General features: G+C 69.4%; 14 protein-coding genes. 10 read left to right on the top strand and 4 right to left on the bottom strand.

Annotated features, from left to right (window positions below; translation table 11 throughout):
- Positions 1–74 precede the first annotated feature (74 nt).
- Positions 75–818 carry a deoxyribonuclease IV gene (locus ACTWNK_RS42405; RefSeq protein ID WP_474310770.1) on the bottom strand — a complete coding sequence of 248 codons (744 nt, stop codon included), beginning with the start codon at positions 816–818 and terminating at the stop codon, positions 75–77.
- A 107-nt stretch (positions 819–925) separates the two neighbouring features.
- Between ACTWNK_RS42405 and ACTWNK_RS42400 the strand changes: the two genes are divergently transcribed.
- Positions 926–1108, top strand: a complete 183-nt coding sequence (locus tag ACTWNK_RS42400; protein WP_474310769.1) for a hypothetical protein — start codon at positions 926–928, stop codon at positions 1106–1108.
- Positions 1109–1140: 32 nt separating this feature from the next.
- On the opposite strand, the gene ACTWNK_RS42395 is transcribed toward ACTWNK_RS42400, so the two are convergent.
- A complete protein-coding gene (locus ACTWNK_RS42395) occupies positions 1141–1458 on the bottom strand; it encodes a hypothetical protein (protein WP_474310767.1) in 318 nt (105 codons plus the stop codon).
- 194 nt (positions 1459–1652) lie between these two features.
- Between ACTWNK_RS42395 and rpsF the strand changes: the two genes are divergently transcribed.
- From rpsF to ACTWNK_RS42360, 7 genes are all read left to right on the top strand, one after another.
- Positions 1653–1943 carry a 30S ribosomal protein S6 gene (gene rpsF / locus ACTWNK_RS42390; RefSeq protein ID WP_474310766.1) on the top strand — a complete coding sequence of 97 codons (291 nt, stop codon included), beginning with the start codon at positions 1653–1655 and terminating at the stop codon, positions 1941–1943.
- Positions 1944–2027: 84 nt separating this feature from the next.
- Positions 2028–2630 carry a single-stranded DNA-binding protein gene (locus tag ACTWNK_RS42385; protein ID WP_474310765.1) on the top strand — a complete coding sequence of 201 codons (603 nt, stop codon included), beginning with the start codon at positions 2028–2030 and terminating at the stop codon, positions 2628–2630.
- 71 nt (positions 2631–2701) lie between these two features.
- The gene (gene rpsR / locus ACTWNK_RS42380; protein WP_020543048.1) at positions 2702–2938 is read left to right on the top strand and encodes a 30S ribosomal protein S18; all 237 of its coding nucleotides are present in this window, start codon (positions 2702–2704) and stop codon (positions 2936–2938) included.
- 13 nt (positions 2939–2951) lie between these two features.
- Positions 2952–3398 (top strand): 50S ribosomal protein L9, encoded by a 447-nt coding sequence (gene rplI / locus ACTWNK_RS42375; protein WP_474310763.1) that lies wholly within the window; start codon positions 2952–2954, stop codon positions 3396–3398.
- An 823-nt stretch (positions 3399–4221) separates the two neighbouring features.
- Positions 4222–5088, top strand: a complete 867-nt coding sequence (locus ACTWNK_RS42370) for an ABC transporter substrate-binding protein (protein WP_474310762.1) — start codon at positions 4222–4224, stop codon at positions 5086–5088.
- Between the two features lie 9 nt (positions 5089–5097).
- Entirely contained in the window at positions 5098–6063 is a 966-nt protein-coding gene (locus tag ACTWNK_RS42365) for an amino acid ABC transporter permease (protein ID WP_474310761.1), read from the top strand.
- Between the two features lie 17 nt (positions 6064–6080).
- Positions 6081–6824 (top strand): amino acid ABC transporter ATP-binding protein, encoded by a 744-nt coding sequence (locus ACTWNK_RS42360; protein WP_474310759.1) that lies wholly within the window; start codon positions 6081–6083, stop codon positions 6822–6824.
- A gap of 26 nt (positions 6825–6850) precedes the next feature.
- Here ACTWNK_RS42360 and ACTWNK_RS42355 read toward each other — a convergent pair whose 3' ends face one another.
- The gene (locus tag ACTWNK_RS42355) at positions 6851–8269 is read right to left on the bottom strand and encodes a HoxN/HupN/NixA family nickel/cobalt transporter (protein ID WP_474310758.1); all 1419 of its coding nucleotides are present in this window, start codon (positions 8267–8269) and stop codon (positions 6851–6853) included.
- A 124-nt stretch (positions 8270–8393) separates the two neighbouring features.
- Between ACTWNK_RS42355 and ACTWNK_RS42350 the strand changes: the two genes are divergently transcribed.
- The gene (locus ACTWNK_RS42350; protein ID WP_474310757.1) at positions 8394–9596 is read left to right on the top strand and encodes a tetratricopeptide repeat protein; all 1203 of its coding nucleotides are present in this window, start codon (positions 8394–8396) and stop codon (positions 9594–9596) included.
- A 14-nt stretch (positions 9597–9610) separates the two neighbouring features.
- Positions 9611–10924, top strand: coding sequence for a DUF4331 domain-containing protein (locus ACTWNK_RS42345; RefSeq protein WP_474310755.1), 1314 nt, complete (start codon positions 9611–9613; stop codon positions 10922–10924).
- Between the two features lie 7 nt (positions 10925–10931).
- Here ACTWNK_RS42345 and ACTWNK_RS42340 read toward each other — a convergent pair whose 3' ends face one another.
- The gene (locus tag ACTWNK_RS42340) at positions 10932–12431 is read right to left on the bottom strand and encodes an APC family permease (protein WP_474310753.1); all 1500 of its coding nucleotides are present in this window, start codon (positions 12429–12431) and stop codon (positions 10932–10934) included.
- Positions 12432–12444 lie beyond the last annotated feature (13 nt).

The following is a 12444-nucleotide window of genomic DNA, read 5'->3' as shown; positions in this document are numbered from 1 at the left end:
CGGGTAGAACTCTCTACCCGGCTTTTCGTCTGCGTAATCCAGAAAAGTTATCCACAGGCTGTGTGTAACTGGGGTCAGAGGTGTTTGCGCAGGTAGGCGATGTCCTCGGCCTGGCCTTCGAACGGTGTTTCGACCACGATCGGGGCTCCAGCGGCCCGGCAGACACCCAGGATGAGCTCGGCGTCGATCTGGCCCTGGCCGATGTTGGCATGCCGGTCGGCGCCCGAGTCGAAGGAATCGCGCGAGTCGTTGCAGTGCACCAGGTCGATCCTGCCGGTGATGGCCAGGACGCGCTCCACGACGTCGGCGAGCTCCTCGCCGCCCGCGTGGGCGTGGCAGGTGTCCAGGCAGAAGCCGACGCCGAACTCGCCCACCGCGTCCCACAGCCTGGCGATGCGCTCCAGCTTGCGGGCCATCGCGTTGCCGCCGCCCGCGGTGTTCTCGATCAGCACGGGGATCGGCTGCTCCATGCGCTCGAACACCTTGCGCCAGTTGTCGAAGCCGAGCTGCGGGTCGTCGTCCTTGCCGACGTGGCCGCCGTGCACGACCAGGCCCTTGGCGCCGAGGCCGGCGGCTGCCTGGAGGTGCTGGGTGAGCAGCTTCCTGCTCGGGATGCGGACGCGGTTGTTGGCCGTCGCCACATTGATCACGTAAGGGGCGTGGATGTAGACGTCGACGCCTTCTATCGGCTTGCCGGGCAGGACCGGGCCCTTCCAGCCCTGGGGGTCGCCGAGGAAGAACTGCACCACCTCCGCGTCACGTGCGGCGGCGTGGGCCGCGGGGTCGTCCTGGTCGACGTGTGCTCCGATGCGAACCATGCCGTCGAGCCTAGACGCATCGGGGCTTCGGGGTGCTCGCCTCGCTTTTGTTTGGCGGCAGGGCAGAAGGGCAGTCGCGGGGTGCCCCCCGATACGAGGAGAATACGATGGCCTACTACCGCCGTGGTATCAGCCTGGTCTTCCTGATCTACATCCTGATCGGTATCTACGTCGCCTGGGTGCACGAGTACATCACCCCGGCGCTGCTCAAGGACATCGCCGAGGCGTTGCTGGCGGTCTTCCTCTGGTTCCTGATCCTGCTGGGCGTCGACCTGCGCCTGGGCGGCTAAAACGAGCCTCCCGCCAGCGGGTCGGCATGGCTTCAGGGCAGGAAGCCGCCCTGGGCGATGCCGAGTGCGACGCCGACGAAGGACGCCACGATGCCCACGATGTTGAAAACGCGCTCGCCCGTGGTGTCGGAGACGAACTGCGAGTAGAGCCCGCCGCCGAAGCCGAGCGCACCCACCCATGAGGCGACGACGTGGCCTTCGGGCGCGAAGAAGTACGCCGCGACGAAGGCCACGACGCCGCAGACCAGCGTGCCGATGGCCAGGGCGTTCTGCAGCGGATGGGATCTGCCGTCTCCGTTGAGCGCCCACGGGGACGTCTGGTCGCCGGTGGGACGAAGTACGTGTGGCACTACAACCACCCCCTCGTTTCCTTCAGGCGTTCCCATCCTCGGGCGGCTGGTAACCTGGCACAGCTGCGTTGTGACCATCTCACCGATGGCGCGGGTGGAGCGCCGATCAGGGGTGGCTCCATTCGACACGTCAGCGTCCTCCTGTCACGGCAGATCGTCGTGACCGCAAGAGTCCAGAGGAGGTTGGAGTCCGCATGCGTCGTTACGAAGTAATGGTCATTCTGGACCCTTCGCTCGATGAGCGCACTGTGGCGCCGTCCCTCGACCAGTTCCTCACCGTCGTGCGCAACGACGGCGGCACTGTGGAGAAGGTCGACGTCTGGGGCCGCCGTCGCCTCGCCTACGACATCGACAAGAAGTCGGAAGGCATCTACGCCGTCATCGACCTGGCCGCGGAGCCCGCGACGGTCAAGGAGCTCGACCGCCAGATGAACCTCAACGAGGGCATCCTGCGCACCAAGGTCCTGCGTCCCGACGCGCACTAGGCCGATCCCCGGCGTTCTGTCGGGGGCGAGCCGTACGCTGAGCCGTAACCCAAGCGAAGACGTGCAGGAAGGCGATCGTTAGCCATGGCAGCAGGCGACACCGTAATCACCGTCGTTGGCAACCTCGTCAACGACCCGGAGCTGCGCTTCACCCCAACGGGGCAAGCCGTGGCCCAGTTCCGTATCGCTTCCACTCCGCGGTTCATGGACCGCCAGACCAATGAGTGGAAGGACGGCGAAAGCCTCTTCCTGACCTGCAACGTATGGCGTCAGGCGGCCGAGAACGTCGCCGAGAGCCTGCAGCGCGGCATGCGGGTCATCGTGCAGGGGCGGCTCAAGCAAAGGTCTTACGAGACCAAGGAAGGCGAGAAGCGGACCGTCTACGAGGTCGAGGTCGATGAGATCGGCCCGTCTCTGCGCAACGCGACCGCCAAGGTCAACCGCACCTCCCGTCAGGGCGGCGGTGGTGGCGGCGGCTTCGGCGGCGGCCCCGCCGACGACCCGTGGGCCTCTGCCTCGCCCGCCCCTTCCCAGGGCGGCGGCGGCAACTACGGCGGCGGTGGTGGCGGCGGCAACTTCGGCGGCGGCGGCGGTGGTGGCGGCAACTACGGTGGCGGCCAGCAGCAGCAGGGTGGCGGCGGCGGCTTCGGCGGCGGCGGCGACTTCAGCGACGAGCCCCCCTTCTAGTCTTCCGATCCATCTGTCCATAGCCCGAGTCCATTCCCGCATCACTGCGGGGCTCTGAAAGGAGCACCACGATGGCTAAGCCGGCACTGCGCAAGCCCAAGAAGAAGGTTTGCCTGTTCTGCCACGACAAGATCTCCTACGTCGACTACAAGGACACGGCGCTGCTGCGGAAGTTCATTTCCGACCGCGGCAAGATCCGTGCCCGCCGGGTGACGGGCAACTGCACCCAGCACCAGCGCGACGTTGCGACCGCGATCAAGAATGCCCGTGAGGTGGCTCTGCTGCCCTACACGAGCACCGCGCGCTAAGGAGCCTGGCGATATGAAGATCATCCTCACCACCGAGGTCTCGGGCCTCGGCGCTCCTGGCGACGTCGTCGAGGTCAAGGACGGCTACGGCCGTAACTACCTCCTGCCCCGCGGCTACGCGATCCTCTGGACGCGCGGCGGCGAGAAGCAGATCGCCTCGATCAAGAAGGCGCGCGACGCCCGCGAGATCCGCGACCTGGGCACGGCCAAGGAGGTCGCCGGCCAGCTCGGCGCACTCAAGGTCAAGCTGAAGACGCGCGCCGGTGACACCGGCCGCCTGTTCGGCTCCATCACGACGGGCGACATCGCCGACGCGGTCAAGGCCGCCGGCGGCCCCGTCCTCGACCGCCGCCGCATCGAGATCGTCAACGCGATCAAGAGCGTCGGCAGCCACAAGGTCAGCGTCAAGCTGCACCCCGAGGTCTCGGCCTCGGTCGACGTGGAGGTCATCGCCAGCTAGGCGACCCCTCCGTTCGTCTTCGGCCCCCTGGAGCTCCGGCTCTGGGGGGCTTTCGGCTTCCCCGGGGGATTTCCGCAAGGACAGGCCCGCGCTTTCGTCTTCGACGACAAGCCCCATAGGTCAAGCCCCTTGCTTCGCTCGCGGCAAGCCTGCTCCTTGCGCAAGCCCGCCCGTGCTTCCTATGCGGCAAGCCTCTTTCGCCTTCCCTTACGGCAAGCCTCCTTGGCGCCTCCGTCCGCACGTGGCCGGGCTCCATCACTCACGCGTCCATAGCAGGACTTCGCCTGCCCGCCGCAACGTACCGGCGACCAAAGCGTGCGACGGCGTGCGGAGCATCTCCGCGCCGCCATCGCAACGCCACAGGACGCCCGTGATCGTGTCGCGAGTCGTCCTTGAGCGTTTCGCGGGCGGTGTCTTCGATCGTGTTGGAACGTCAGCTCGATCGCCCCTCAAGGCCCTCCCACTCCCGCCTCCCTCGCAGCCCTCCCGGCACCGTCTCCCACCTTCTGCCTCCCGCCGAGGGCCGCGCGGGCGAGAAGGCGGGCAGGCAGGACGGGCAGGAAGGGGCGGGTGGGCTGGTCGGGAGGCGGAGTCGGGAGGCGCTCCCCCCACTCGCCCGCTTGGCCCCCTGCCCTCTCCACCCACCCCACTCGCCCGCTCGGCCCCTGCCCTCCCATCCCGCCCGCTCGCCCGCCCCGCCCCAGCCCCGAAACGCCGCCCCCGTCGCCCCTCCCGCCTCCCTCATTGGGCCGGGATCTATTCGTCTTTTCGGACGCGTAGAATTTGGACGTTCTGCTCTCGTTGTTTGGCTGGAGGCTTGGTCATGGTTCGTCCCGCTGTGCTGCTCGCGCTTGGGGTGCTGGCGACGGCTACGGTGGCGTGTGCGCCGGAGTCCGAGACGACGTCCTCCGCCACGCCTGCCGCAGGTGCCACAACGGCCTGCACGAAGGACCAGCTCAAGCTCACGACGGCGGGCAAGCTGACCATCGGCACCGACAAGCCGGCCTACGAGCCCTGGTTCAAGGACGACGACCCGAGCAATGGGCAGGGATTCGAGAGCGCGGTGGCGTTCGCCGTGGCGGGCGAGATGGGCTTCGACCGCAGTGAGGTCGCCTGGAACGTCGTCAAGTTCGACTCGGCCTTCGCGCCGGGCGCCAAGCAGTTCGACTTCGACATCAACCAGGTCTCGATCACGCCCGCCAGGGAAAAGGCCGTCGACTTCAGCAAGGGCTACTACACGGTCAAGCAGGCCGTCGTCGCGCTGAACGGCTCCAAGATCGCAAGCGCCACCGACCTGGCCGGGCTCAAGGATGCCAAGATCGGCGTCCAGGTCGGCACGACGGCGCTCAGCGCGGTCAAGAGCGTCATCCAGCCCACGCAGGAGCTGAACGTCTACAACGAGCAGATCGACGCGGTCAACGCCCTCAAGAACAAGCAGGTCGACGCCCTGGTCGTGGACCTGCCGACGGCCTTCTACGTCACCGCCGCGCAGGTCGAAGGCTCCAAGATTGTCGGACAGTTCGCCGCGACGGGCGACACGCCCGAGGAGTTCGGACTCGTCCTGCAGAAGGACAGCCCGCTGAAGACGTGTGTGGACAAGGCCGTCGAGGCCCTGAAGTCCAACGGCGAACTGGCGAAGATCGAGACGCAGTGGCTCGGCTCGGCCGCGGGCGCGCCCGAGCTGAAGTAGGCCACCCCCATGCCGAACGAGCACGACGGGCCACCCGCCGCGCCGGACGCCACCACCTCCGTTTCCCGTGAAACCACCACCCCCGAAGCGCGGCCCAGCACCCATTTCGTGGCCTTTCCGGAGGGGGTGCCCGCCGCCGACGGCTGGGTGAAGAGCAAGCGGCAGCTCGATCGGGAGAAGGTGCGGAGGTCTCGGGGCACTCGGGCCGCCTCGATCGCGACGGCGTCGACGGTCGTGTTCCTGGTGTTGCTGGTCTGGGGGGTGACGAGCTCCCCGGGCTGGGACCGGGTGCAGGAGACGTTCTTCGACCCTGAGCAGTTCATGGCGGCGCTGCCCGACGTGCTGAACGGCTTCCTGCTCAATGTCAAGATCTTCCTGATCGCGGAGCCGCTCATCCTGATCGTCGGGCTGCTGGTCGCGTTGGCCAGGGGACTGAAGGCGCCGATCTTCTTCCCGGTCAGGGCGCTCGCGACGCTGTACACCGACATCTTCCGCGGCGTCCCCACCATCCTGGTGATCTACCTGATCGGGTTCGGCCTTCCGGCGCTGGAGTTGCAGGGCATGCCGACCGACCTCGCGACCCTGGGCATCATCGCCCTGACGCTGTCGTACGGCGCGTACGTGGCCGAGGTGTTCAGGTCGGGGATCGAGTCGGTGCATCCCAGTCAGGTGGCGGCGGCCAGGTCGCTCGGGCTGAGCCACGGCAAGACGATGAGGTTCGTCGTCCTGCCGCAGGCCACCCGCAGGGTCGTACCGCCGTTGCTGAACGACTTCGTCTCGCTGCAGAAGGACACGGCCCTGGTGGCGACGATCGGGCCGCTGGAGGCGTTGCGCCAGGCGCAGATCCATGCGACCAGCACGTTCAACTACACGCCGTACCTGGTGGCGGCGCTGCTGTTCATCCTGCTGACGATTCCCATGGCCAGGTTCACCGACTACCTGGCCGCACGGTCGCAGCGGCGGCGCGGGGCATGACGGCGGGAGGAGACGCGATGAGCGTGCTGACGATCGACGGCGTGTGGAAGAACTTCCACGGTCATCATGTCCTGCGCGGCATCGACCTGGAGGTGTCCTCGCACGAGGTGGTCTGCCTGATCGGCGCATCGGGCTCGGGCAAGTCCACCCTGCTGCGCTGCGTGAACCTGCTGGAGACGGTCGACGACGGCGCCATCCACCTGGACGGCAGGGAGATCACCGACCCGCGTGCCGACGTCGACGACGTACGCAAGCGGCTCGGCATCGTGTTCCAGGCGTTCAATCTGTTCCCGCACATGAGCGTGCTGGACAACATCACCCTCGCCCCTCGCCAGGTGCACAAGGTCGGCAAGGCGAAGGCCGAGGCGCACGCGAGGGAACTGCTGGCCAGGTTCGGCCTGTCGGACAAGGCGAAGGCCTATCCCGACCAGCTGTCCGGCGGCCAGCAGCAGCGGGTGGCGATCATCAGGGCGATGGCCACCCAGCCGAGGCTGATGCTGCTCGACGAGGTGACGTCGGCACTGGATCCCGCCCTCGTCACCGAGGTGCTCGGCGTCATCAGGGAGCTCAAGGAGAGCGGGATGACGATGATCCTCACCACGCACGAGATGGGCTTCTGCCGCGACATCGCCGACACGGTGTGCTTCCTCGACGGCGGCGTCCTCCTGGAGAAGGGCACCCCCGAACAGATCTTCACCGACCCCCAGCACCCCAGAACCCAGGCCTTCCTCCACAGCGTCCTCCAGGCGGGCCGCCTCTGACCGCGTGAGATCCCACGACGCGTGACTCACCCGAGCTGGGTCACCCCGCGGAGCATCAGCAGTACGCCGACCCCGGCGATGAGCGTGGCGGTGAGCACCGGTACCCAGGGGCGCACCCGATCGGTCCAGCGCGGCAACGTGACGCGATGCCCGAGCCGTACCAGGAGGAGTCCGGCGACGGTCAGGGCCGCGGCCATCCCGAGCCCGTAGCAGACGACGAGCGCCACGCCATAGGCGGTACGCCCGAGCGCGACGGCTCCCAGCAGCACCACCAGCGCCGAAGGACTGGGCACCAACCCCCCGGCCACCCCAAGCCCCACCAGCCCCCGCCGCCCGAACACGTGCCCGTGCCCATGTCCGTGCCCGTGCCCATGTCCGTGCCCATGTCCGTGACCATGCCCGTGACCATGCCCGTGACCATGCCCGTGACCATGACCAACAGAGGCGGAAGCAGCTCCGGTGCGGGCGCGGCGTACCAGCAGCCATACCCCGATGCCGGTCACGAGGACCCCGCTGGCCACCCCGAGCCACCCCATCGCCGTCTCACCGGCCAGTGACGACGACACGGTCAGCAGCAGGCCGAGCGCCAGCACCCCGGCGGTGTGCGTCAGCGTGACGGTCGCGCCGACCAGTACGGCGTCGCGGGCGTCGCCCTGCCGTCCGGCGAGGTAGGCGGCCATCACCGTCTTGCCGTGCCCGGGCAGTGCCGCGTGCGCCGCGCCCAGGACCAGGGCGAGCAGGACGGCCAGCAGACCGACGGGCAGCGTGAGCGTCGCCGAGGTGGCCAGGCCGCCGAGCGTGGACTCCAGACCGGTCAGCCACGACGTGGGCAGCGGCAGCCTGGCCAGGGCCGACCCTATCGCGGTGCCTTCGCCCGGCGCCGCCTCGATGGTGGCGCTGCGCTGGTCGAGAGGCGAGGTGAGCAGGTCGTCCGGGTAGGCGGTGAGCTGCTTGGACACACTGGCGGACGGCACGTCCGAGCGCGTGAGCCGTACCCCGTGGCCGGTCGCGGTGATCTCACGCCAGCCGATGCGCTGAGCGGCGTTGTGGTCGGCGAACGTGATGGACACCGGCCCTTCGACGCGCAGCGCGGCGGCCAGGCGGCAGGTGAGCCTGCTGGTGGCCAGGCCAGCGTTGCCGGTGCCGTACTCCAGGGTGCTGGCCTTGACCTGCCACTCCAGGGGCGAGCGGCCAGCCTGGGCGCGCATGCCCGAGACGAGTTCGCCGCAGCGTGCGGTGCTCCTGGCGGCGGCCTCGGCGGGGGTGATGGCGCCGTCGCCGTCGGTGTCGGCGAGCGGCCGTTCCTGAAGCGTGGGTATCTCGGCGCTCTCCACGATCGCGGTGTCTTCGAGGCGATCGGGATGGAAGGCCAGCCCGTGGTAGTGATTGACCGAGAAGTCGCCCAGCGGATGGAACATCAGCAGGGCCAGTACGAGAACCTTCACCGCCAGGATCCTGGCACCGAGCCGCAGCCGAAAGCCGAGCGACGTGCCCCGGGCTGTGTACTTATTACCCCTTGCTGACCTGTGTCGATTGCATCGGCATGATCGAGACGATCATGATCGACCGGTGAGGCAGGTCCATGTTCTGGCGTTCGGCGCCACAGCCGCGCTGGTGCTGGCGTTGTCGGGTCCCGGCGGTCTGGCCGAGGAGTGGCCGACCCCGGCGACGGCGGTCACCGCCTTCCCCAGGGACGCCCGCGCCTGGGCCGCGCTCGGCAACACGTATGTCGAGCGTGCGCGCCGCACCGGCGACCCCGCCTACCAGCTCAAGGCGCAGGGCGCGCTCGAACGCTCGCTGGCCGAGCGGCCCGAGGCCAATGCCGACGCCCTGCTCGGCCTGGCCGCCCTGGCCAATCTCAGACACGAGTTCGCCGACGCCCTGCGCTGGGCGGGCCGCGCCCTGCGCGCCGACCCCTACCGCTCGTCCGGGTACGGCATGCAGGTCGACGCCGCCGTCGAGCTGGGCGACTACCGCACGGCCGACCGCGCGCTCGCCCGGATGCTGGCGATGCGTCCCGACGTGGCCTCCTTCACCCGAGCGGCACACCTGCTGGAGCTGCGCGGCAACCGTCAGGCGGCCGAGCACGCCCTGCGCAGGGCGGCCGACGCCGCCGCCGACCCCGCCGACCTGGCGTACTGCCACCACCGCATGGGCGAGTCGCACTGGCAGGCGGGCCACCCTCAGGAGGCGCTCGACGCCTTCGAACGCGCCCTCGCGGCCGACGGCGGCTACGTTCCCGCCCTGGCGGGCCTGGCCCGGGCCGAGGCCGCACTCGGCAGGTACGGCGAGGCCAAGGCCCGCTACGCGACGGCGATCGCCAGACTGCCCATGCCGCAGACGATCCTGGAGCTGGGCGAGCTGCAGCTGTACCTCGGCGAGCGCCAGGCCGCCCGTGCCAGCTTCGACCTGCTCAAGGCCACAGGCGACCGCCTGGCGGTCGGCCGCTACGAAAGCGACCACGGCGACCCCGCGAAGGGCCTCGGGCTGCTGCGGGCCGAGTGGCGTTCGCGATCGAGCGTGGAGGTGGCCGACGCCCTGGCCTGGGCCCTGCACCGGACCGGCCGATCGGCCGAGGCCCTGGTCTATGCGCGCAGGGCGGCACGCCTGGGCGGTGTCGACGCGTTGCGCGAGTTCCACCGGGCGCAGATCGAACGCTCGCTCGGCAGGGAGGCGGCCTTCCGCACGCGCATGACGGCGGCGCTGGCCGCCAATCCGTATTTCTCCCCCCTCAGAGTCGCCCAGGCCCGAACGGCCATGGTCGAGTTGTGAAGAATCGGGGAGAGATGAGAGTTCCGCGTAGGACGGCCGTCCTGGCCGCCTCGACGGCTGTCGTGACGGCCGGGCTGCTGACCACGGGACTGCTGGCCGGTCCCACGACGGGCACGGTACGCGCCGCCAGCCATGTCGACGCGCCGAGGCTGATCCTCGACCCCCAGATGGACGGCTCCGACCTCTACGCCTTCGTCTGCCCGGACGACCCGGCCCTGGTCTGCCTGATCGCCGACTACGCGCCGACCCTGCTCGCGGCGGGCAAGGGCTTCGCCCATGACGCCAGGTACGAGATCCACGTCGACCAGCGCGGCACCGGCACGCCGGACCTCACCTACCGCTGGACGTTCGCCAGGCCGGACGCGGCGGGCGTGCAGAGGTACGTGCTGGAGGAGCTGCGTCCGGGTGTGGCGGGCAAGGTGCTGGTCAAGGACGGCGTGGCGGCGCTGTCGCGCGCCGGACTCGCCCAGGAGCGCGTCCGGGCCACGGCCGCACTGCCGGGCGGCGGCCGTACCCTCGTGACGAAGGCTGCCGACCCGTTCTACAGCAACGCCAGGATCGTCGGCATGACGCTCACCGGCAGTCCGATCATTCCGCCGATCGAGCTGGTCAAGGTGCTCAACGGCCAGGTCAGCGCGACCGTGCTGCAGGTGCCGAAGAGCGCGCTGGCCCTGAACGGCGACGCCGTGCGCAACCCGGTCGTCGGCATCTGGGCCACGGCGGGCCGTAAATCGCTCTTCGGCTCCTCCTATCCGCAGATGTCGAGGCTGGCCGGTCCGGCGATGGACGTGCTGACGTCGTTCACCCTGGGCGAGCGGCTGAACACGAGCACGCCGACCGAGGACAGGGGCAACATCTGGCTGACGGGCGCCGTGCGCTATCCGACGGCCCCGGCGCTGATCAAGCTGCAGAACTGGGCGTTCCGGGTGCCGCCCGTCCCGCGTGCGGACCTGTGGCAGGTGTACTTCACCGGCATCGCCAAGGCCACGGGCCCGATCAGGGGCACGGTGCGCGACGACCTCAACGCGCATGTGCTGAACAGGGACGCCGATCCCGCGGCCGTCGTGCCGAGCGACGAGCTGCGGCTGAACATGGACATCGCGCCCTCCCGCGTGCCCAGCAGGTTCGGCCTGCTCGGCGGCGATCCGCAGGGGTATCCGAACGGTCGCAGGCTGGGTGACGACATCCACACGATCCAGCTCAGGATGCTGATGGGCGAGCCCGCAGGTCCGGGCGCGCCCGCGCTGGTCGCAGGGCAGCAGGACAAGGTGACGGGGCCCTCGGTGCCTGTCACCTCGGCCTTCCCGTACCTGGGGCTGCGGCCGTAGCGGGCGCTCAGCGGCGGTGGCGGCCCCTGCCGGTCATGGGGGCGGACTCGGAGGCGGCCAGCAGGCTGTGCCGCCTGCCGTACACGAGGTAGACGGCCAGGCCCGCCACCATCCACAGGGCGAAGTACGCCCAGGTCTCGACCTTGAGGTTGACCATGAGCCACAGCGTGGCGACGATCGACAGCAGCGGCACCGAGGGCGAGAGCGGCACCCGGAAGCCACGCGGCAGGTCGGGACGCGATCGGCGCAGCACGATGACCCCGGCCGCGACGAACACGAACGCGAACAGCGTCCCGATCACCACGAGCGGCTCCAGCGTGAACACCGGCACGAACTCGGCCAGCAGCACGCCGACCACGCCGATCACCAGCGTGACCCGGGTCGGGCTGTCGTACCTGCGGCTGATGTGGGCCAGCGAACGCGGCAGCAGGCCGTCCCTGGCCATGGAGAACAGCACGCGCGTCTGGCCGACGACCAGCACGAGGATGACCGTGGTCAGGCCGAGCACGGCGCCGATGTTGACGACGTGCACCATGACCCCTTCGCCCGCCGCCCTGAACGCGCTGGCCAGGGGGGCGTCGAGCGAGATCTCGGTGTAGCTGACCATGCCCACCATGACGACGGCGGCGGCGATGTAGAGCACGGTGGCGATGACCAGGCTCCTGATCATGCCCCGGGGCACGTTGCGCTGGGCGTCGACGGTCTCCTCAGCCGCCGTGGCCAGGATGTCGAAGCCGATGTAGGCGAACGCGATCGCGGGCGCCGCCGCGAACACGCCGAACCAGCCGAACACGTCGCTCTGCCCGATGAACAGCCCGAGCACGGTGTCGCCGCCGTCGGAGGCGGCGGGCGGGCGCGGCGGCGGCAGGTCGCGTACGTAGGCCTCGTTGAAGTGCCCGGCGCCGACCACGATCACCGCGCCGATGGCCAGGACCTTGGCCACCACGATGACCCACAGCACGCGGAGGCCGACCCGCGCCCCCATCGCGACCACGCCGGTCACCAGGACGAGGATGGCCAGGGTGAGCGGGTCCGACAGCATCGGCACGTGCACGCCGAAGTCGGTGAGCGCCTGCTGGGCGTAGAGCGACCAGGCCCTGGACACCACGGCCGCGGCCAGCTGCATCTCCAGGATCAGCGCCCAGCCGATGATCCAGGCCCAGACCTCGCCGAAGATGACGTACGCGAACGTGTAGGCGCTTCCCGCGGTCGGCATCAGCGAGGACAGTTCGCCGTAGCAGAGTGCGGCCAGCAGGCACGCGATTCCGGCGATCATGAACGACAGGATGACGCCGGGTCCTGCCGTCGTCGCGGCCTGACGGCCCGCGACGGTGAAGATGCCCGCCCCGATCATCACGCCCAGACCCAGGACGATGAGATCGGCGGGACGGTAGACCTGTGCCAGGCGGTGACGAGCTCCGATGGGTGGACCTGTGGCTTCGGGGGGTAAGCGGCGCAGGATCGACACGACGGTGTACCAATCGCTGGAGGGGACCCCACAGTGCATGAACACCGGCAAT

The sequence above is a fragment of the Nonomuraea sp. IBHARD001 genome (genome assembly GCF_056106265.1).
The sequence above is the reverse complement of the archived record's forward strand: the minus strand, read 5'-3'. Positions and strand labels throughout refer to the sequence as shown.

What these genes read in the sequence shown, in the direction of transcription:
- ACTWNK_RS42370 (WP_474310762.1), top strand. Translation starts at nt 4,222, where the DNA reads ATGGTTCGTCCCGCTGTGCTGCTCGCGCTTGGGGTGCTGGCGACGGCT.
- rpsR (WP_020543048.1), top strand. Translation starts at nt 2,702, where the DNA reads ATGGCTAAGCCGGCACTGCGCAAGCCCAAGAAGAAGGTTTGCCTGTTC.
- ACTWNK_RS42365 (WP_474310761.1), top strand. Translation starts at nt 5,098, where the DNA reads ATGCCGAACGAGCACGACGGGCCACCCGCCGCGCCGGACGCCACCACC.
- rpsF (WP_474310766.1), top strand. Translation starts at nt 1,653, where the DNA reads ATGCGTCGTTACGAAGTAATGGTCATTCTGGACCCTTCGCTCGATGAG.
- ACTWNK_RS42360 (WP_474310759.1), top strand. Translation starts at nt 6,081, where the DNA reads ATGAGCGTGCTGACGATCGACGGCGTGTGGAAGAACTTCCACGGTCAT.
- ACTWNK_RS42340 (WP_474310753.1), bottom strand. Translation starts at nt 12,431, where the DNA reads ATGCACTGTGGGGTCCCCTCCAGCGATTGGTACACCGTCGTGTCGATC.
- ACTWNK_RS42345 (WP_474310755.1), top strand. Translation starts at nt 9,611, where the DNA reads ATGAGAGTTCCGCGTAGGACGGCCGTCCTGGCCGCCTCGACGGCTGTC.
- ACTWNK_RS42385 (WP_474310765.1), top strand. Translation starts at nt 2,028, where the DNA reads ATGGCAGCAGGCGACACCGTAATCACCGTCGTTGGCAACCTCGTCAAC.
- rplI (WP_474310763.1), top strand. Translation starts at nt 2,952, where the DNA reads ATGAAGATCATCCTCACCACCGAGGTCTCGGGCCTCGGCGCTCCTGGC.
- ACTWNK_RS42400 (WP_474310769.1), top strand. Translation starts at nt 926, where the DNA reads ATGGCCTACTACCGCCGTGGTATCAGCCTGGTCTTCCTGATCTACATC.
- ACTWNK_RS42405 (WP_474310770.1), bottom strand. Translation starts at nt 818, where the DNA reads ATGGTTCGCATCGGAGCACACGTCGACCAGGACGACCCCGCGGCCCAC.